Source organism: Streptomyces pilosus, from assembly GCF_014649835.1.
Taxonomy (GTDB): Bacteria; Actinomycetota; Actinomycetes; order Streptomycetales; family Streptomycetaceae; genus Streptomyces; species Streptomyces pilosus.
Map to the genome: position 1 here is coordinate 60,618 of NZ_BMTU01000016.1, position 21,343 is coordinate 81,960.

General features: G+C 72.9%; 11 protein-coding genes. All 11 read left to right on the forward strand.

Features of this window, described 5'->3' with window-relative positions; all coding sequences use genetic code 11:
• Genes asnB through IE118_RS29465 form a run of 11 tightly spaced genes read left to right on the forward strand, consistent with a single transcriptional unit; the run spans position 1 to position 21,285 of the window.
• A complete protein-coding gene (gene asnB, locus IE118_RS29415; RefSeq protein ID WP_189561131.1) occupies positions 1–1,914 on the forward strand; it encodes an asparagine synthase (glutamine-hydrolyzing) in 1,914 nt (637 codons plus the stop codon).
• Positions 1,907–9,829 carry a non-ribosomal peptide synthetase gene (locus IE118_RS29420; protein WP_189561132.1) on the forward strand — a complete coding sequence of 2,641 codons (7,923 nt, stop codon included), beginning with the start codon at positions 1,907–1,909 and terminating at the stop codon, positions 9,827–9,829. Before asnB ends, IE118_RS29420 begins: the two co-directional genes overlap by 8 nt.
• Complete coding sequence (locus IE118_RS29425; protein WP_189561133.1) at positions 9,810–12,362, forward strand: AMP-binding protein; 2,553 nt, start codon at positions 9,810–9,812, stop codon at positions 12,360–12,362. The genes IE118_RS29420 and IE118_RS29425 overlap by 20 nt, the downstream gene beginning before the upstream one ends.
• The gene (locus IE118_RS29430; RefSeq protein WP_189561134.1) at positions 12,359–13,462 is read left to right on the forward strand and encodes a TauD/TfdA family dioxygenase; all 1,104 of its coding nucleotides are present in this window, start codon (positions 12,359–12,361) and stop codon (positions 13,460–13,462) included. Before IE118_RS29425 ends, IE118_RS29430 begins: the two co-directional genes overlap by 4 nt.
• On the forward strand, positions 13,459–14,871 hold the full coding sequence (locus IE118_RS29435) for a condensation domain-containing protein (RefSeq protein WP_189561135.1): 1,413 nt from the start codon (positions 13,459–13,461) through the stop codon (positions 14,869–14,871). Before IE118_RS29430 ends, IE118_RS29435 begins: the two co-directional genes overlap by 4 nt.
• Complete coding sequence (locus tag IE118_RS34780) at positions 14,868–15,479, forward strand: MbtH family protein (protein ID WP_189561136.1); 612 nt, start codon at positions 14,868–14,870, stop codon at positions 15,477–15,479. Before IE118_RS29435 ends, IE118_RS34780 begins: the two co-directional genes overlap by 4 nt.
• The gene (locus IE118_RS29445) at positions 15,476–16,636 is read left to right on the forward strand and encodes a glycosyltransferase family 9 protein (protein WP_189561137.1); all 1,161 of its coding nucleotides are present in this window, start codon (positions 15,476–15,478) and stop codon (positions 16,634–16,636) included. The genes IE118_RS34780 and IE118_RS29445 overlap by 4 nt, the downstream gene beginning before the upstream one ends.
• Complete coding sequence (locus tag IE118_RS29450) at positions 16,633–18,261, forward strand: carbamoyltransferase C-terminal domain-containing protein (RefSeq protein ID WP_189561138.1); 1,629 nt, start codon at positions 16,633–16,635, stop codon at positions 18,259–18,261. Before IE118_RS29445 ends, IE118_RS29450 begins: the two co-directional genes overlap by 4 nt.
• Entirely contained in the window at positions 18,258–18,524 is a 267-nt protein-coding gene (locus IE118_RS29455; RefSeq protein ID WP_189561139.1) for an acyl carrier protein, read from the forward strand. Before IE118_RS29450 ends, IE118_RS29455 begins: the two co-directional genes overlap by 4 nt.
• Positions 18,521–20,014, forward strand: coding sequence for a D-glycero-beta-D-manno-heptose 1-phosphate adenylyltransferase (gene rfaE2 / locus IE118_RS29460; RefSeq protein ID WP_189561140.1), 1,494 nt, complete (start codon positions 18,521–18,523; stop codon positions 20,012–20,014). Before IE118_RS29455 ends, rfaE2 begins: the two co-directional genes overlap by 4 nt.
• Positions 20,014–21,285, forward strand: a complete 1,272-nt coding sequence (locus IE118_RS29465) for a coproporphyrinogen-III oxidase family protein (RefSeq protein ID WP_189561141.1) — start codon at positions 20,014–20,016, stop codon at positions 21,283–21,285. Before rfaE2 ends, IE118_RS29465 begins: the two co-directional genes overlap by 1 nt.
• Positions 21,286–21,343 lie beyond the last annotated feature (58 nt).

Below are 21,343 nucleotides of genomic sequence, written 5' to 3' on the forward strand. Positions count from 1 at the left end.
GTGTGCGGAATAGTCGCCGCAGTGGACTTCGACGGCTCGCTCGGCGCGGACGCCGTGGCACCCGCCCTGCGGGTGCTGCGGCCGAGGGGCCCTGACGGCGAGGGGACGTGGGTCTCACCGACGGGCCGGGCCGTGCTGGGCCACACCCGCCTGGCCGTCAACGACCCCGCGGGCGGGGCCCAGCCCATGGGCGTCGCCGACGGCGGCCTCTGGATCGTCGCCAACGGCGAGTTCTACGGGCACCGTGCGCTGCGCGAGCGGCTGCGACGCCGTGGCGTGGCGGTGCGCAGCGGCAGCGACAGCGAGGTCGCCCTGCACCTGTTCCACGCGCACCGCGAACGGGCCCTGGACGAACTGCACGGCGAGTTCGCGTTCGTCGTCTGGGACGAGCGGCGGGCGGAACTGACCGCCGTGCGCGACCGCTTCGGCGTGAAGCCGCTCTACTACGCGCGCCTGGGCCGCCGGCTCCTGATCGCCTCCGAGATCAAGGCGCTCCTCGCCCTCGGCGTGTCACCCGAATGGGACACGGCGGCGTTCGCCGATCACCTGAACCTGGCGATGGGGCCGGACGCCACGCCCGTACGGGCGGTGCGCCAGGTGCCCCCGGGCTGTCTGCTCCACGCCGACGCCGGCGGACTGCGCCTGCGCGAGTACTGGGACATCGACTATCCCCGCGCGGAGGAGCACGCCGACGTCCGCGAGGAAGACCGGTCCGCCCACCTGGACGCGGTGGAGACCGCCCTCACCCAGGCCGTGCTCCGGCGCACGGACGTCGACGGGCCCCTGGCCTGCCACCTCAGCGGAGGGCTGGACTCCTCCTCCGTCCTCGCGCTGGCAGCCCGTACCCGTGACATCACCGCCTTCACGGTGGCATTCGAGGGCTCCGGCCTCGACGAGAGCGCCCTCGCCCGCCGTACCGCCGACCACCTCGGTGTCCGTCACGAGGTCGTCCACCACACCCCCGACGGCCACCTCGATCGGCTGGTGCGGACCCTGCATGCCGGTGAGATGGTCCAGGAGAACCCGCACGGCGTGGCGCGGTTCGTGCACGCGGGCGCCATCGCCGCGGCGGGCCACAAGGTCGCCCTGGCGGGGGAGGGCGGCGACGAAGTCCTCGCCGGCTACCCGCAGTTCGGCAAGGACCTGGCCTTGACGCTGGATCCGGCACAGCGGGCGCGCACACGCGCCGCATACGCGCAGCTGGCGGACACCGCCGACCTGCCCCGCCATCTGCGCACCCTCGTGGCGGATCTCGGCTTCGTCCCTTCCTGGATCGTCGAACGCCATGCGACCGTCGCCCGGCCGATCGCCGCCCTGCTCACCCCCGACTTCGCCCGGCTGACCCGCGAACGCGACAGCGCCGCCGCGCTCCTGGCCCGGGCCGGGGACCGGCTCGTCGACCGCACACCACTGCACCGGTCCCTTTACCTGTTCGCCCGCAGCCGGTTCGCGAACTACATCCTGATGGCCGAACGGCTCGACGCCGCGCACGGCGTCGAGGTCCGGCTTCCCTTCCTCGACGACGGGCTCTTCGACGTGCTCCGGCGCACTCCGCCCCAGTGGTACGCCCACGACGGCCGCACCAAGCACCTCCTGCGCGCCACGGTCGGCACCCAGATGCTCACCGCCGAGGTCCGAAGCGGCCGCAAGCGCGGCTTCATGGCACCGCCCGCGATCGGCGACGAGGCGGCCTTCGCCGCCCTCCGCGGCGCCATCACCCCGGCCGCGCTCGACGACAGTCCGTTCTTCGACCGCCGGGCCGTCCTGGCCTGGCTCGACCGGTTACGTGCCCTGCCCGCGGCGCGACGCGCGGTCCACGACCCGATCGTGCAACTGGTCGCCGGGGCGCTCCTCCTGACGGACGTCTTCCGGCAGGCCGGGCGCGCCGCCCACGAAAGGAGCGTCCGTGTCTGACGGCACCACCGCCGACGACCTCCGCACCCGCATCGCGGCGCTGCCCCCCGGACGGCGCGAACTGCTGGAGGCACTGCTCCGGCAGCGGCAGGAGGAGAACAGCGCCGGCATCCCGCGCCGTCCCGACCCGGCCCGTCCCGCCCCGCCCTCCTTCGGCCAGGAGCGGATGTGGGTGTTGTCCGAACTCGGCCAGCACGCCTACCGGTACGGCGCCGCCGTACGGTTGCGCGGCACGCTCAACCCCGCCGCCCTGCGTACCGCTGTCGACCACCTCGTGCGCCGGCACGAGGTACTGAGGACCGTCTTCGACGCCGAGGGCCGCCAGGTCGTGCGGCCCGTGGCCCCGCAGGACCTGCCCCTGGTCGACATGGCCGCCGCCGCGGGCGGACCGTCGCCCGAGGCGTTCCTCACCCAGGTGCTGCGCGCCGCCTCCCTGCACCCCTACGACCTCGCCGCGGGACCACTGCTGCGCCCCGTCCTGTTCCGGCTCGCCCCACGCGAGCACGTCCTGCTGCTCGCCGCGCACCACGCGGTCACGGACGGCTGGTCGCTGGGCGTGCTCGTGGCTGAGTTCGCCGCGCACTACCGCGAGGCTCTGGCCGGACACCCCTGCGCACTGCCCGAACCGCCCGTCCAGTACGCCGACTACGCGATCTGGCAGCGCCGGCGGGCCGGCGGAGCCGAACGGGAACGACTGCTGGACTTCTGGCGTCCCCGGATCGCCGAGCACGCCGTACCCCGACTGCCCTGGGACCGCGCCAAGCCGGACACCCCGCGGGCCGGCGGCGGCACCGAGGTGCGGACGGTCACCGGCCCCCGCCTCGACGCGCTGCGGGCCGTCGCCGCCGCCGAGGGCGCCACCGCCTTCATGGTCGCCACCACGGCACTGCTGACCGTGCTGGCCTCCGTGACCGGCCGGCGCGATCTGGCCGTCGGCACCCTCGTCGCCGGTCGCACACGACCGGAACTGCGCGGTCTCATCGGCTACTTCGCCAACGTGCTGCCCGTGCGGCTGGATACCGGCTCGCATCCCACCCCCCGCCGGCTGCTGCGCGCCGTGCGCGACGAGACGCTGAACGTCCTCGCCCACCAGGAACTGCCGTACGAGGTGTTGCTGGAGGAACTGTGGCGCACCGGCGACCGCGCCGCATTCGCACGTCCCCTGAACGTCCTCTGTGTGGGGCAGCAGCCTGTGGCAGCCGTCGACCTGCCCGGGCTGCGCGCGGAACCGGTCGACATCCCCCTGGGCGCGGCGGAGTTCGATCTCACACTGGAGCTCCGTGACCACGACGACGCCTGGCAGCTCGCCCTTCAGTACGACCGAGACCTGTTCGACCCCGCCACCGCGCGCGCCCTCGGCGCCCGTCTGATGACCGCCCTGGACGCCCTCGTCGACGCGCCGGACGAGCCGACGACCGGGGCGGTCCGCACGGCGCGTGCCGCCGGCGCCCCCGACGGGACGGACCACACCGCCGTCGTCCACCGGATCTTCGAACGGCGGGCCGCGGAGGTCCCCGACGCCGTGGCCGTCGTGGACGGCACCCGCCACCTGACATACCGCGGCCTGAACGGCGCGGCCAACCGCCTCGCCCGTCTGCTGCGCCGGCACGGCGTCGGCCCGGAGGACCGGGTGGCGCTACGACTGGAACGCTCCGCCGAAAGCGTCCTCGCCATGCTGGCCGTGCTCAAGGCGGGGGCCGCTTTCGTCCCCCTGGACCCCGGCTTCCCGGCACGGCGCGTCACAGCCCTGCTCCGTGACGCCCGCCCCTCCTGCCTGATCACCACCGAGGCGCTCGCCGCCGGCTGGGACGGTCCTGAAGCGGCACTGCCCAGCGTGCTGCTCGACACCCACCGGGCCGAGCTCGACCGGCTCCGGGTGGACGACCTGCGACTGCCCGTCCACCCGGCCCAGGCCGCCTACGTGATCCACACCTCGGGTTCCACCGGCGAGCCCAGGGGTGTCGTGGGCCTGCACTCCGGCCTCGTCAACCGCTGCCGCTGGGCGGCCCGGACGATGCCGTACGCTCCCGACGACACATGCGCGGTCCGAGCCCCCCTGGGCTTCGTGGACTCCGTGGCCGAGGTCTTCGCGCCCCTGCTGGACGGCGCCCGCTTGGACATCGTCGGGCCGGACAGCGGCGCCGACCCCACCGCCCTCGCCGACCACCTGGCCACCCGGCGGGCCACCCGGTTGCTGACCGTGCCCTCCCTGCTGGAACCGCTCCTGGCCACGGTGCCCGACCTGGCGACGCGGCTCGCCCCGCTGCGCCTGTGCGTCACCAGCGGCGAGGCACCCGGACCCACCCTGGCGCGCCGCTTCGCGCATGCCGTTCCCGGAACGCGGCTGTTCAACCTCTACGGCAGCGCCGAGGTCGCGGCGGACGCCACCGCCGTCGAACTCGCTCCCGACACCCCGTACGCGGTCGTGCCGATCGGAAAACCGGTCGACGGCGTCCGGGTACACGTCACTCACCCCGCGACAGGGCACCACGTCGACGATCTCGTCCCGGGCGAACTGCTCGTCGGCGGTGCGGGACTGGCGCGCGGGTACCACGGACGGCCCGCTGCCACGGCCGAGCGCTTCGTGCCCGACCCGGCCGGAACGCCCGGCGCCCGTGCCTTCCGCAGCGGTGACCTGGCCCGCCGCCGCCCCGACGGAATCCTGGAACACCTCGGCCGCACCGACGACCGGCTGAAGATCCGTGGCATGCGTGTGGAACCCGCCGCCGTCGAAAGGGCGCTGTGCACCCTGCCCGGCATCCGCGAGGCCGCCGTTCATCCCGCCCTGGACGCCGATGGCGTGCTGATCCTCGCGGCCCTGCTGATCACCGACGGACCGCTCGACCGCACAACGGTGCGCCGCGCCCTGGCACGCCGACTGCCCGCACACGAGGTCCCCTCCCGGCTGCGGGCCGTCGACGCCCTGCCGCGCACCCCCAGCGGGAAGCTGGACCGTGCCGCCCTGGCCGCCGCGGACCCCGCGCCGGGCCGCCCCAGCCGGTCCGGCCCCGCCGGCCGGACGACGGGAACACCGCACACCCACGACACGGCCCCCTCCGCGCCGCGCACCTCCCGGCTGGTGTGCGAGGTCTTCGGCGCCCTGCTGCCGGACGCCGACGGCCACGTGGGCCCCGACGAGGACTTCTTCGAGCTGGGCGGCCACTCGGTCCTGGCCGTGCGTGCCGTCCACCGGCTGCGCGCCCGCACCGGGGCCCGTATCGCACTGCGCGACCTCATTGAGGCACCCACCCCCCGCGCTCTGGCCGCACGCATCAGCGCCATGATCCGCCACGCCTCTCCTGCGGGCGCGAAAGCGGAGCCCGTGCCCACGGCACCCGACGACCACCACGCGCCCTTCCCGCTCACCGAGGTGCAACAGGCCTACTACATAGGCCGCTCCGCCGACATGGAGCTCGGCAACGTCTCGACCTACGGCTATGTGGAGATGACGACCCAGGGCCTCGACGTGCCGCGCTTCAACCGCGCGCTGCACCGGATCATCGAACGCCACCCCATGCTGCGCGCCGTGATCGACGCCGACGGCACCCAGCGCGTCCTGCCGACGGTTCCCGCCTACGAGGTCGTCACATACGACCTGCGCGGCCTTCCGGAGGCCGAGGCCGAAGAGGCACTGCGCGCCACCCGCGCGGTCATGTCGCACCAAGTCCTGCCCGCCCACCGCTGGCCCCTGTTCGACGTCCGGGCCTCCGTGCTGCCCGGCACCACCACCCTCCTGCACATCGGCCTCGACTCCCTGGTCTGTGACGCTCACAGCTTCGGCCTGCTCCTGGCCGAACTGGCCGACGTCTACCGGGCTCCCGACACCCCGCTCCCGCCGCTCGCCCTGACCTTCCGCGACTGCGTCCTCGCCCGCGCCGCCGAACGGGACGGTACGGAACACCGGCAGGCCGCCGCCTACTGGCGCGACCGCCTCCCCGACCTGCCACCCGGGCCGGAACTCCCGTTCGCCCGTGCCCCCGAGGACGTCGACCGACCCGTGTTCCACCGCCGCGCCGCGCGCCTGGAACCGGCGCGCTGGGCACGGCTGAAGCAACGCGCCCTGCGGCACGGCCTCACCCCGTCCGGCGTGCTGCTCGCCGCCTTCGCCGAGATCGTGACCCTCTGGAGCCGTCGGCCTCACTACACTCTGATGCTCACCTTCTTCGACCGGCTGGTCGAGCACCCCGACGTGGACGCCGTCATCGGTGACTTCACCTCCCTCATCCCCCTGGAGGTCGACCACCGCGAGCGGGGCGCCTTCGCCGGACGCGCCCGGCGTATCCAGCACCGTCTCTGGGACGACCTCGACCACGCCCAGGTCAGCGGTGTCACCGTGATGCGCGAATGGCTCAGGGAACACGGTGAGGAACCCAGGGCCGTCACGCCGGTCGTCTTCACGTCGAACCTGGTGACCTCCCGCCCCCGCCCTGGACGGGCCGAGCCGGGTACCGGTCAGCCCTTCGGCCCGGTGGTGTACGCGGTCAGCCAGACACCCCAGGTGGCCCTGGACCACCAGGTCGCCGAGGTGGACGGTGCGCTGGAGTACAACTGGGACGCCGTCGACGCCCTCTTCCCGAGCGGCCTCCTCGACGAGGCCTTCTCCGCCTACGCGGCCTTCCTGGACCGGCTGTCCGATCCCGAGCACCCCGACTGGGACGCGCTGCCGGCACCGGAGCCGCCGGCCGGGCAGACCGCCCGCAGGGCCGCCGTCAACCGCACCGAGGCGCCCGTCCCCGACGTTTGTCTGCACGACCTGGTGAACGAAAAGGCCCGCACCCGTCCCGACGACCCGGCGGTGATCACCGACACCGTGCGGCTGACCTACCGGGAACTCGTCGACGCCTCCCTCGCCGTGGCCCGGGCTCTGCACAACCGGGGCGTGCGCCCGGGGGACCTCGTCGCCGTGGCCGCACGCAGGGGATGGCAACAGGCCGTCGCCGCCCTCGGAGTGCTCCAGGGCAAGGCTGCCTTCCTGCCCCTCGACCCGGACCAGCCGGCTCAGCGCACCAGACGTCTGATCGAGGACAGCGGTGTCCGGCACGTCCTCGTCGAACGTGCCGGAGGGGCCGGGTTCCCCGGCACCGGCGGCGTCGGCGTCATCGCCGTGGAGGACTGTCTGACCACCGCCGGCTCCGGCGGCGCGCCCGGCGAGCCCTGCACGCCCGGCGACCTCGCCTACGTGATCCACACCTCCGGCTCCACCGGCGTTCCCAAGGGCGTCGTCATCGATCACGCGGGCGCCGTCAACACGATCGTCGCCGTCAACCGCCGTTTCGGCGTAGGCCCCGCCGACCGCGTGCTGGCGGTGTCCTCCCTCCACTTCGACCTCGGCGTGTACGACCTGTTCGGCACCTGGGCCGCGGGCGCGGCGGTCGTTCTGCCCGAACACGGTCGCCGCACCAGTCCGGCCCACTGGACCGACCTGATGCGGCGTCACGGAGTGACCGTGTGGAACTCAGTGCCGGCCCTTGCCGGCCTCCTCGTGGAGTACGCCGAGCACGCCGACGGCTCGGCGGCCACCGCCCCGGCCGGCCTGCGCGTGGCGCTGCTCAGCGGCGACTGGATTCCGCTGGACCTCCCCGGCCGGCTGCGATCGGTCGCACCCGACTGCCGAGTCATCGGTATGGGGGGCGCGACAGAGGCGTCCATCTGGTCCGTGTGGTACCCCGTGGAACACGTCGACCCGGCCTGGCGCAGCATTCCCTACGGCCTGCCCCTGGACAACCAGACCGTGCACGTCGTCGACGACCACGGCAGGCCCCGTCCCGACTGGGTGCCCGGCGAGCTGCAGATCGGCGGCCGGGGCGTCGCGCTGGGCTACTGGCGTGACCCGCAGCGCACGGCGGAAAAGTTCCCGCAATGCCCCACCGGATCCGGTGCTGTGGAACGCCGTTACCGCACCGGCGACATCGTGCGCTTCCTCCCCGACGGCCTGCTGGAGTTCCTCGGCCGTGAGGACACCCAGGTCAAGATTTCCGGCCACCGAGTGGAACTCGGTGAGATCGAGACCGCCCTCTCCCGGGTCCCGGGCGTCCGCGCCGCCGTCGTGGTCGCCCCCAGCACGGCTGACCGGCAACGCAGACTGGTCGGTTACTACCTGTCCGACCCCGGAGCCACCCCGGGCCCCGCCACGGTGCGCGAGCGGCTCCTTGAGGTGCTTCCCGGCCACGCCGTCCCACCACGCCTGATCCCGCTGGAGCAGTTCCCGCTGACGACCAACGGCAAGGTGGACCGGGGGCGGCTGCGCGACCTGCCCGTCAGCCACGCGGCCGGCGCCCCCCGGCGCCGGGCGGACGCGTGGGAGCGACGCGTCGCCGCCGTCTGGGCGGAGGTGCTGCGCGTGGACGACGTCGCCCCGGACGACGACTTCTTCGCCCTCGGCGGAACCTCCCTCGCGGCGATGCGTCTGACGACCAGGATCCAGTCGGAGTTCGGCGCCCGGCTAAGCCTCCTCGACCTCTACCGGGCCCCGACCGTCGCCGCCACCGCGCAGCGCCTGGCCGCCGCCAAGGACGCCCCCGCGTCCGCGGCACCCGGCCAGGCGCCCGACCCGGCCCTCGAACTGCGCCCCGACCCGCTCGGCCGGCACGACCCCTTCCCCCTCACCGATGTCCAGCATGCCTACTGGCTCGGCCGGCTGGCCTCGGCCGAACTCGGGCGTGTCGCCACCCACACCTACGCCGAACTCGATCTGGAAGAGCTGGAGGTCGACCGGCTGGAGGAGGCCGTGCGTCGGCTCGTGGCCCGCCACGACTCGCTGCGGACGGTGATCCTGCCCTCCGGCCGGCAACGCGTCCTGGAGCACGTGCCCGACTATGCCGTGGACCACCTCGACCTGCGCGGCCGAAGCCCCGAGGACACCGCGGAGCTTCACGCCCACACCCGCGAAGAACTGTCGCACCGCGTCGCCCCCGCCGACCGGTGGCCGTTGTTCGCGCTGCGCGCCCACCGCCTCGACGAGGGCCGCACCCGGCTCTTCGTCAGTCTCGACCTGCTGATCGCGGACGCCCACAGCGTCCACGTACTGACCGCCGAACTCCTCACCCTCTACCGGGACCCTCAGCGAGAACTGCCCCCGCTCGGCGTGACCTACCGGGACTACGTCCTGGCCGCCGAACGGGCCCGCACCTCACCGCAGCGCGCTCGGGCCCTGGAGTACTGGCGAGCGGAAGCCCACCGGCTGCCCCCGGCCCCCGAACTCCCGCAGCGCGTCCACCCGCGCTCCGTGGACCGGCCCCGCTTCGAGCGGCTCACCACGTCCTTCGGACCGGAGGTGTGGGGCACGCTGGTCCGGCGCGCCGCGGCGGCCGGTCTCACGCCCTCGGTGGTGGTGTGCACCGCCTTCTGCGACGTGCTGCGCACCTTCAGCGGCAGGGAGGGGGGCTTCACCCTCAACCTCACCACCTTCAACAGGGAGCGGGTGCACCCCGACATCGATCAGGTGATCGGCGACTTCACTACGCTCACCCTGCTCGCCGTAGGCCCCTCGCTGCCCCGTTTCCGCGCCCGTGCCCAGGACCTGCAACAGCGGCTCTGGGAACGGCTGGAACACCGCGCGGTCAGCGGCGTGGAGGTACTGCGCATGCTGCGCGAGGACGCCCGTCGCCGGCACGACAGCATGATGCCCGTCGTCTTCACCAGCATGCTGATGCCGGAGCTGATGGCGGACGGTGAGGAACCCGTCCCGTGGCGCGGCGAGACCGCGTACGCGGTCAGCCAGACGCCGCAGGTGCTCCTGGACCACCAGATCAGTGAGCGCGCCGGGATCCTCACCTGCACCTGGGACTACGTGGTCCAGGTCTTTCCGGACGGCCTCGTCGAGGCCGTGTTCCACGCCTTCGACGAGCAGATGCGACGGCTGGCGACCGACGACGACGAATGGGGAACGGACACGCATGTCCAGTACGACGCGTAACCAGCACGACCCGCTGCCGGCCGGACCGGTCGGCCATGAGGCCGCGGGACCGGCGCAACCGCCGTCGGTGACCGCCCTCCTCCACGCGGCGTCCGTCCGGTGCGCCGACCGGACCGCCCTGATCAGTTCCCGTGCCACCCTCACACACCGCGAGCTGGGTGCACGCGTCACGGGGCTCGCCCGGCGCATCGCGGACGCGGGTGCCGGGCCGGGCAGCCGGGTCGCCGTGTGCGCCGAACCGGGCTGGGAGCACGTCGTCGGAGCGCTCGCCGTGCTGTGGACCGGGGCGACGTACGTACCGGTGCCCCCGGATCTGAACCGTGCGGCCCGCTGGCAGCGACTCGCCGCCGTGGGCGCGGACGTCGCCGTCACCCAGCCCTGGTTGCGCGAACGGATGGACTGGCACGCCGACGTCACCGTGCTGACCGTAAACGGCGCGGACTCTCCCGAAGCGGTCGGGCCCGTCGAGCCCCCCTCTGCCCACGGCGGCACCCTCGCGCTGATCGGCGCGCCGGAGAGCGGCACGGTCCCGTTGAGCCTGTCCGTGGCAGCGGTCGCCCGTACCGTCGAGGACGTCAACCGACGCCTCGGCCTCACCTGTGAGGACCGTCTCCTCGGCGTGACCCCGTTGGCCAGCGAACGCGCCCTCTACGACATGCTGGGACCGCTCACGGTCGGCGGCGCCCTTGTCCTGCCCGACGACATAGATCTGCGTAACCCGGCCGCCTGGGTCGCTCTGGCGGCCGGCCACACGGTGACGGCCTGGTCCGCCACCCCCACCCTGACCCGCATGTTCCTCGACTTCGCGGAGGGAGCCGACGGCACACTGCCCGTCCCGCCACGCCGTTACGCGATCAGCGGCGAGCCGCTGCCCCGTGCCACGGCCGAACGGCTGCGGGCCCTCGCCGGCCCCGGCGGCCGGGTGCTCTACCTGGGGGAGGGGGCCGATCCCGGCATCTGGGCCACCTGCATGCCGGTCGGGGATCTGGACGACGACTGGGGCTGGGTCCCGCTGGGCGGAGCGCTGACCCACCGCGAGGTGCGCGTCCTGTCGGACTCCCTCGCCCGCTGCCCGGTCTGGGTGACCGGCCGCGTGCACCACGACGACCCGGACGCGTCCGCCCCGGACGGGCGGCTACTGCCCAGTGGCTACTTGGGGCGCGAACTGCCCACCGGAATCGTCGAGTTTGCCGGTGACCGGGCGGCCCGCATGTGGCTCAACGAACGCCCGCTGAACCTGCTCGACGTCGAACTGGCCCTGTGGCGACATGCCTCGGTGGCCGCGGCCGTCGTCGTCAGCCCCACCGGCACCGGGACCGTGGCCCACGTCAAACCGGAACGGGGCGCCGCGATCAGCGGCGAGGAACTGCGCGCGTACCTGCGGCGCATGGTCTCTCCCTACCTGCTGCCCGAGCGTGTCGAACTCGTCCTCGACTTCCCGACGACGCCGGACGGACGCGTCGACCGGGCCGCCCTCGCCTCCTCCGCCCCCACCGCACCCCTCCCCGGCACCGGTGCCGACACCGCCGTGACCGCTCCGGCACCCGACGCCGAACTCCTGGAACGGGCGGCGTCGGTGGCGACCCGGCTGCTCGGTGTGAGCCCCATCGAACCGCACATGAACCTCCTCGACCTGGGGGCGACCTCTGTCGACCTGGTGCGGCTGGCCACCGTCGTGGAGGAGGAGCTGGGCATTGTCGTGGACATGCCAGAACTGCTCCAGTTCCCCTCCCTCGCCGTCCTGGTCAGCGGACACAGCACACGCGACGCCGACGACACTGACACCCCGGACACCCCGGACACCGCCTCGGCCTCCGTCGCGGACCCGTCCGCGATTCCGGTCACGGACGACGTACTGCACCGTCTGCAGGACCGCCAGGCCTTCAAGGACCGGCGCCCGGGCCTGCGGCACGACCTCGACGACGCCGAGGGCATTGACCTGGCCCCCGAACACACGGAGCGCATAGCACTGCGCCGCACGGTCCGCCGCTTCGGCAGCGGACCGGTGCCCGCCGCCGCCCTCGGGGCGCTCCTCGCCGCGCTGCGCGAAACCGACACCGGCGAGGGACCCCACCGCGCCTATCCCTCCGCGGGCGGCGCCTATCCCGTCCAGGTGTACGCCGTGGTCAGAGCCGGCGCAGTCGACGGACTGCCCGGCGGCTGCTATTACCACCATCCTGTGCGCAACCGACTCATTCCCCTCACCCCCGCCCACGCCCTGCACCCCGAGGACCACCACGAGGTCAACCGCGCGGTCGCGGAACGGGCCGGATTCGCCCTCCACCTGGTCGGTCGCACCCAGGCCGTCACGCCTCTCTACGGCGAACTCGCCGACCACTTCACCGCGTACGAGGCGGGTGCCATCGGCCAACTCCTCATGACGCTCGCGGCGGAACACGGCATCGGCCTGTGCCCGGTGGCCGGCGTACGCCCCGGCGCTCTCGTCGGGGCGCTCGACCTCGCCGTCGGCGACGTAGTGCTGCACACCCTCCTGGGCGGCCCCGCCCCCGACACGGACGGTGACGCCCAGTGAACCTGCGCCACGGCCCGGGACGGGTGCCCCGCCGCCCGGTCGAAGAGCGGCCTGCCGCCCTGGTGCAGACCGGCTCCACCCCTGCCGGCCGCACCCTGCCGGTCGTCGTGGAGGCTGTCGACGACGCCGTCGACCCGGCCGCGTGGGCCGCCCGCGACACCGGCCGGCTGCGCGATCTGCTGGACCGTCATGGAGCGGTGCTGCTGCGCGGCTTCCAGACGACGCCGGGCGACCTGCCCCGCCTGCTGCGACCGCTGGGCGGGGACCCTCTGCAGTACCGGGAGCGCTCCACGCCGCGCACCGCGCTGGGCGGCGGTGTCTACACCTCCACCGACCATCCGGCCGACCAGGTCATCGCCCTGCACAACGAGAACGCCTACCAGTCGGCCTTCCCGGGGCTGCTGGCCTTCCAGTGCACCGTGCCGGCGCGGGCCGGGGGCGGTACCCCCCTCGCCGACTGCCGGCGCGTGCTCGCCCGGCTCGCCCCGGCCGTCGTCGAACGCTTCGTCCGCACAGGGGTGTGCTACCTCCGCACCTACCACCCCGGCGTCGGCCTGTCCTGGCAGGACGCGTTCGGCACCGACGACCGCGACGAGGTGAGCAGCTACTGTGCCCGCGGAGGCATCGAGGCCCACTGGCGCCCCGGCGGCACGCTCCACACCCGCCAGACCCAGCCGGCCCTCGCCCGCCACCCCCGCACCGGGGAGGACGTCTGGTTCAACCACGCGGCGTTCTTCCACCCGGACGGTCTGGACCCCGCCCTGCGCGCGGCGCTGCGCGCCCGCTACCCGCGCGAGGAGGACCTGCCCCACCACGTCACCTTCGGCGACGGCGGCCCGATCCCCGCCGCAGACCTCGCCCACATCCGCGCCGCCTACGCCGCCGAAGCCGGCGTCGTCCCGTGGCGCGCCGGGGACGTCCTGCTGGTGGACAACCTTCTCGCGGCACACGGCCGCGAGCCCTACCGGGGCGAACGACGGGTCGCCGTCGCCATGGCCGGCCTGCTGGACCGCCAGGCCGTCCGCGCGGACCGCCGGACCGTTCGCGAGGGCCGCCAGGTCATTCGGGAGGACCGCCAGGCGGGAGAGGCCGCACCATGAGCCACCACTCGCCGGCGCAGGCCCTCTGGCCGCTGCAGAGCCGCTACTGGCCCCTGCTGGAGGAGACCTCCTCCGGCACCCCCGTGCGCTGCCGCGCGCTGCTCCTCACCGGTCACGTCGACGTGCCCCGGCTGGTGGAGGCCGTGCGACGCGTCGTCGACCACCACCCCGTCCTGCGGGCACGACTGTCCGACGACGACGGCACCCTGCGGCTGCGCACCGCCGCCACGCCGGCACCCGTCGCCGTGTGGAGCGCGGACCGCGCCGACTGCGCCCGCGCCCTGCGGGAGGCCGCCGCGACTCCCCGTGACCCGCGGCGGGATCCCCTGGCCACGTTCGACGTCGTACGCATCGGGCCCGACCAGTTCGTCCTCGCCGTGACCGCGCACTTCCTCGTGGCGGACCTCGGTTCGCTCTACGCCACCCTCGGCTCCGTCCTGCGCGCCTATTTCGGACGCCACCGGCCCGGGGGCGTTCCCCAGCAACCGCCCGCCCTCGGTCCGGTGCCACCCGCCCGGAAGGCCTGGTGGGCTCGGCGACTGGCGCGGTGGCAGGGTCAGGGCACACTCGCTGCCGCCCTCGGCGCCCGACCGTCGGACCGCCGGATCACCGCCACGCAGGTTGAGCCCGTGTCCGGTGCCGCGTGGAACCGCCTGGCCGCACGGGCCGCGGACGCCGGCTGCAGCCCCGATCTGGCAGTCGTCGCCCTGCTCGCCTCCTGGCGCGCCATGATGGCACCGGACATCACAACCGCCGTGTTCGCCGCCTGGACCGACCTGCGCCACACCCACGGAGGAGACGGGCTCATCGGCCCGCTCTCCGACCAGATCGCCTTCGGCGTCGAACTGGAGCGCCACGCCGGGATGACGTTCCCGGACCTGCTGCGCCGCACCCATGCCGGGCTGCTCGACACCATGGTTCGCCACGTCCCCTACGACGAACTGCGCCACCTGCACCGCGCGGAGCACCCCGGCGCCCTCCCGGTATGGGACACCCGCGTGCACTTCTGCCGCATCCCGCCGCGCAGTTCGCTCACCCGTGACGAGCCGTCACTCGCAGAACTCGGCCTGTCCGTCGAGTTGTTCGACGAAAGCCGGTTGCTCCCCGTCGCACCCCCGGCCGACGGTGCCGCCTGGGACGGGGTCAACGCCGACCTCCACCTCACCGAACACGGCGTGGACGACGTGGCGTTGACCCTGCACTACAACGCAACGGCCCTAGACGATCGCGCCGTTCGCTTGATGCTGCGCTCCATCTCGGACATGATCACCGAGGTCGGCGAGGCTACCGAGCAACGCCTGCCCGACCTCTGGCGGTCCCTTGGAGTGCCCGGTCACGGCGGGCGGGATCGCCAGGAGGCGCCGACGTGCGCCGTGCCCCCACACCCAGCGAAGGGACACAACCGATGACAGCCATCTCCGAGGACGAGGACAACCGCGCGTACGCCGTGGTGGTCAACCACGAGGAGCAGTACTCGATCTGGCCCGTCGACCAGGACCTTCCCACCGGATGGCGGACCGAGGGCACCACAGGTAGCAAGGATGCCTGTCTCGACCACATTGAGCGAGTGTGGACCGACATGCGCCCGCTCAGCCTGCGGCTGTTCATGGAGGAGCAGGCCCGCCGCCTGGAGGCGGACGAACCGCACGACCAGGATCTGGAGGAGGACGAGGTGCCCTCCCTGCTGGACCGACTGGCCACGGGAGACCACCCGGTGGAGCCCGGACTGCGTCCGGAGCGCACCGCCGTGGCGCTGCGCGAAAGCCTCGAACGCGGCTACGTCCTCGTACGGTTCACCGAGACCCGCGGCGGCAGCGAACTCGGAGTCACCGTCGACCCCGAGGCCACGGACACCTCCGCCGCCGACTTCGACGCGGGCACCGGGACGTTGCGTCTCGTCGGTGACCTCACCCTCGACTTCGAGTCCGCCCGCTGCCACGCCGACATCGATCTGGCCACTCTCCAAGGCCACGGCCGGCTGGAACGGACGGCTCCCGTGGGGCAGCCCCTGACATGAGCCGTATGGGGCCCGAACGCGCCGGGAGCGTCCGACGGCTGTGCGTCTTCGCGCGGCTGGACGCTCCGGGCATGGGCGACCTCGTCCAGCGCAACATCTTCCTGAAACTGCTGCGCGAGGCCCATCCGCACGCCACGCTCACCCTGGTGGTGGGTGAGACCGTCGCCCGTGTCCACCGCACCCTGCTGGAGCGCCACGGCTACGCGGACGACCTCCTTGCCTGCCCCGACCCGGTCCACGCCCCCGGTGATCCGGCGCCGCCGCCCGCCTTCCTGCGGACGCTGCGCGACCGGGCGTTCGACCTGTGCCTGGTCGACCCGGACAGCACCGGCCTGGACGCCTTCCACGCCCGCGCCGCCGGCATACCGCGCCGCATCGCTCTGCCCACGGGCGGACCGGGGGACGCCTCCATCACTCATCCGGTCCGCCTGCCGCCCCCGCTGCTGGGCCGCTCCGACCTGTACGAGTACGCCACCGGCCTGGCAGCCGCCCTCGGTCTGCCCACCCCTCTGCGCGCCGCGAGGGTTGTCCCGCCGTTCCCGTACACCCCGGTCGCCGACCCGTTCCCGACCGGGGACGGGAGACGGGTCGTCGTCCATCCTGGCGGCGCCCCCCACTGGAACCGACGCTGGCCCGCCGGACGGTACGCGGAACTGTGTGATCGGCTGCTGGCGGAAGGCGCCCGGGTGGCACTCATCGGCTCGCCGGACGAGCGCAGTGAACTGGAGGCACTGCGGGACACCTGCGCGTCCGGGGGCGAGCGTCTCCTGATCCTGGTGCCGCACAGCCTCGACGCCCTGGCCACGGCCCTGGCCTCGGCACGACTCGTGGTCGGCAACGACTCCGCCCCGGCGCACATCGCCGCCGCGCTGCGCGTACCCACGGTCGTCATCTACGGACCGACCGCCACCGAGTACCTCTGGTCCCGCATCTACCCCCTGCACCACGGGGTGTCCTTGCGCTACCCCTGCCGCACCTTGCGGCGCTCCGCCCACGACCCAGCGGCCACTCGCTGCGACCGCGGCTGTGCCACCGCCTACCGTCCGGACGGCGGATACCCCCACTGCCTGACGGACCTGGACGTCTCCACCGTGTGGCCCGTCGTCACCGCCCGGCTCGGCACCTCAGACGAGCACGAGAGGGAAGCAACGCCATGACCGAGGGACCTCCGCCCGGTTCCGTGCGGACGCTGCTGTCCGTCAACTTCAACCACGACGGCGCCGCCGTTCTGCTGACCGACGGCCGAATACGGGCCTTCGTCACCACCGAGCGCCTCTCCCGCCTCAAGAAGCACCCGGGGTTGCGCGAGGAGGATCTCGACGAACTGCTCGACCAGGCCGGTGCCGACATCGGCGACATCGACCATGTGCTGCTGTGCAATCTCCATCTCATGGACTCGCCTGACATCGCCACCCTGCACGGCAGCGACCTCAAGGACACCTGGCTGGAATTCTGGGTCAACCAGCGCAACGACACCGTGCTGTTACGGGGCCGGCGCATCCCCTGCACGGTCAATCCGGATCACCACCTGCTGCACGCCGCCGCCGCGTTCTACACTTCACCGTTCCCCTCGGGGGTCAGCGTCGCCATCGACCCCACCGGCTGCCGTGCCTTCCTCGGCCGCGACAACCGGCTGTACCCGCTGCGACGTGACTTCGACAGCTGGTTCGACGCCAACTACGGCTACGCACACGTCGCCCACCACCTCTTCGGCTCGGCGATCGTCGGCGCCGGCAAGGTCATGGGCCTCGCCCCCTACGGCGCGCCACGGGACGGCGCCCACGCCCCGCTGCCCGAGGTCTCCTCCTTCGCCGAGCTGGTCGCGCTTGCGGACGCCGACCCCGTCGTCGTGGAATCCGACGGCCGGCCGCTCAACGCACGCCTGGCCTACTACATCCAGCGGGGCCTCGAAGAGCAGGTCGACCGGCTCTTCACCGAGCTCGAGCCGCTGTGCCGGCGCAACGGATACGAGCCCACCATCTGCCTGAGCGGCGGAACCGCCCTCAATGCCCCCGCCACCGAGAAGGCGTTCACCCGGTCCGGTTTCACCGGGCTGCACCTGCACCCGGCCTGCGGCGACGACGGCACCGCCCTGGGCGCGGCCCTGTGGTACTGGCACGACGTGCTCGGCCAGCCCCGACGTGAGCACGCCAACGCCGAGTTGATGTACGGGCGGCGCGACCACGGGCGCCCCGCGGTCGAACGCGCCCTGCGCGCCCTCGCCGGTGCCCTGCACGTCGAGGTCACCGAGGACCACGCCGGACGCGCCGCGGAACTGGTCGAACAGGGCGCAGTGGTCGGCTGGTTCGAAGGCGCCGCGGAGATAGGTCCCCGGGCCCTCGGGCATCGCAGCATCGTCGCCGACCCCCGCGACCCGCACATGCGCGACCGGCTCAACACCCGGGTGAAGCACCGCGAGCGGTTCCGTCCCTTCGCGCCGTCAGTGCTGAACGAACACGCCGCCGAGTGGTTCGGCATCAGAGACAGCCCTTTCATGCTCCGGGCCGCCGCTGCCCGCCGTGACGGCATCCCCGCCGCCGTCCACGTCGACAACACCGCGCGCATCCAGACCGTGGAGCGCGCCGACAACCCCGCCTTCCACCGGCTCGTCGAACGCTTCGCCCACCGCACGGGCGTCCCGATGGTCGTCAACACCAGCCTCAACACCCGGGGTCACCCGATCGTCGAAACCCCCGAGGAAGCGCTCGGGACCCTGCGGGAGTCCGGCCTGACCCATCTGGTCTTCCCCGGCTACGTCATCGCCAAGGAGGCGCCGAAGTGACGGGACGCCCGACCACACCCAACGAGGAGCGGCTGGTCGAACCGCTGCGTGCCATCTGGTCGGAGGTGCTGCAACGCGACGTGGCGCCCGGCGACGACTTCCTCGACCTCGGCGGCGGCTCCCTGCACGCCATCCGCATCGTCCACCGCGTCGAGGAGCGGTACGCGACGGAGCTGTCGGTCCGCAGCGTCCTGGAGACCCGCACCGTCGCCGCCATGGCCCGCCATCTCGCCCACGTCCTTGACCGGGACCCGCGCTCATGACCGTGGACCTGTCGGAACTCGCCCGGACCCTCGCCGGCCGCCGCCTGCTGGTGATCGGCGACGTCGTCCTGGACACCTACGTGCGCTGCGCCGCGGACGGCCTGGCCCGCGAGGCTCCCGTGCCCGTGTTGCGCGCCGAACGGACCGTGCACCACTGCGGCGGTGCCGCCAACCTGGCGGCCAACGCCGCCGCCCTCGGCGCCGAGGTGGAGATCGTGACCGCCTGCGGAGCTGACGAGGCGGGCGACCGCCTGGTGGAGCTGCTGCGCGAGGCCGGCGTGGGCACCGAAGGTGTCCTGCGGGTGCCTGGTGGCACCACGCCCGTCAAACGCCGCCATACAGTACGCGGACAGCTCCTCATGCGCGTGGACACCGGTGACGGCCCGGTCGCCCCGCCGCTCGACCAAGACCGCTGGACCGCGCTGCTGGCCGGACGCATGGCATCCGCGGACGCCGTGGTGATCTCCGAGTACGGCGGCGGGCTCCTGTCCGGGCCCCTGGTCGCCGCGCTGGCCGCGCTACGCCCGGTCGGCCCCGAGACGCTGGTCGCCGACGCCAGGGACATCGCCGCCCTCGGGAACGTGCGTCCCACCGCCGTCACGCCCAGTCGGGAGGAGGCCGCGCGACTGCTACCCGTACCGGACGACGGAAAGGGCGGGGACCTGCAAGAGCCGCGCCGGCTCGCCGAACGTGTCCTGCACCTGTCCGGAGCCCGCATCGCGGTGCTCACCCTGGGCGCCGACGGCGCCGTGGCCGTCGAACGCGATCGTCCCGCCGTACGCACCTACAGCCGCAGGCTGCAGATCCGCAGCACCGTCGGCGCCGGCGACACCTTCGCGGCCGCGCTCGCTCTCGCCCTCGCCTGCGGGGCCGACACCGCACCCGCCCTGGAACTGGCCTCCGCCGCCGCGGAGGCCGTCGTCGCCCGGCCCGAAACCGCCGTATGCACGGCGGACGACCTGGCCGCACGACTGGGCGCCACCGGCAAGGTCATCGCCTCCGGTGGCCTCGCGGCATGGCAGCGCGCCCACGACCGCCCCTACCGCCGTCTGGTCTTCACCAACGGCTGCTACGACATCCTGCACGCCGGGCACGTCTCCAACCTCAGCCGCGCCAAGGAACTCGGCGACCTCCTGGTCGTCGGCGTCAACAGCGACGACAGTGTCCGACGGCTCAAGGGACCGGGGCGTCCGCTGACTCCCCTGGACGAACGGATGCGCATCCTCGCCGCCCTGAGCTGTGTCGACGCCGTCGTGCCCTTTCGCGGGGACAGCCCGGTGGACCTCCTGGAGGCGCTGCGTCCCGACGTCTATGTCAAAGGCAGCGACTACACCCCGGAGACCCTGCCCGAATGGTCGCTGGTGACGCGACTGGGCGGACGCGTGCACCTCCTCGACAACGTCGAGGACCGCTCCACCACCCGTCTGATCCACCGGATACGGGCCCTGTCCGGTCCCGGCGTCCCCACCTCCGACGAAGGGAGCCCGTGATGACCGCGATGGGGCCGGGTGAGTTGCTCTCCGCGACGGCCGACGTTGTCAGGGAGGACCCCGACAAGCGTCTCGCGATCTACGTCCACGTGCCGTTCTGCCTGTCCAAGTGCCACTTCTGCGACTGGGTCGTGGACATCCCCGTACGCCGGCTGCGTTATGACGAGGAGGAACGCCGAGACTATCTCGATGCGCTCCGTACCCAGATCCGGCTGTACGGACCGCTGCTCACCGGTCTGGGATACCGTCCCGAAGTCATGTACTGGGGAGGCGGTACCCCCACACGGCTCACCCCGCGGGAGCTGACGCACCTGGCGGAAACGGTCCGGGAGTCCTTCGACCTGTCCACACTGCGCCAGTGGTCGGTGGAGACCACCCCGAACGACCTGACCGAGGACCGGGTGGCGGCGCTGCGCGAGGCCGGGGTCGATCGCATGAGCATCGGCGTGCAGTCGCTGAGCGAGTACCAGCTACGGGTCTCGGGCCGAGCCCACGGCCCGGACGACGTGACGCGGGCCGTGGAACTGCTGCGTGCGGGCGGCATCGACAACTTCAACGTGGATCTGATCTCCGGCTTCCCCGGTGAGACCCTCGATGCGCTGGGTGAGACCTTCGACCGGCTGCTGGCCCTGGATCCGCCGCACGTGTCGGTCTACCCCTACAGGGCAACCCCCAAGACGGTGATGGCCATGCAGCTGACGCGCCGACAGATCGAGGCGCACGACAGAACCGCCATGACCCGGGCCTACGAGTTGTCCATGGAGCGGCTGCGCGCGGCGGGGTACCACGAGTACTGCCACGGGTACTGGGTCCGTGACCCCGCCCACGAGGACCGGGACGGCAATTACAAGTACGACCTGACCGGGGACAAAATCGGCTTCGGCAGCGGCGCCGAGTCGATCATCGGCCACCATCTGCTGTGGAACGAGAACCGCAAGTACGACGAGTATCTCGGCCACCCCGATCGATTCACCTTCGCCCACCGCTTCTCCCTCGACGAACCCTCCCGGCTGACAGCCACCGTCGGCGGGGCCCTGATGACCCGCGAGGGCGTGGTCTTCGAACGGTTCCGCCGGCTGACGGGACTGTCCTTTCACGACGTCCGCGACACCCCGTACTTCCGACGCTGGCTCACCGTGCTCACCGACTGCGGTGCCCGGTTCGCTGAGACACCGACCGCCCTGCGCATGGAGTCGGACACCATTCACCGCGCCTACATCACCCATCTCGCCTACACCATGTACTCGGGACTCACCCCCGAGCGCGCCTGAGCGCCACCACGACCGGCGGCGCACCCGCCCCGCCGTCGGCGACACACAGATATGACGA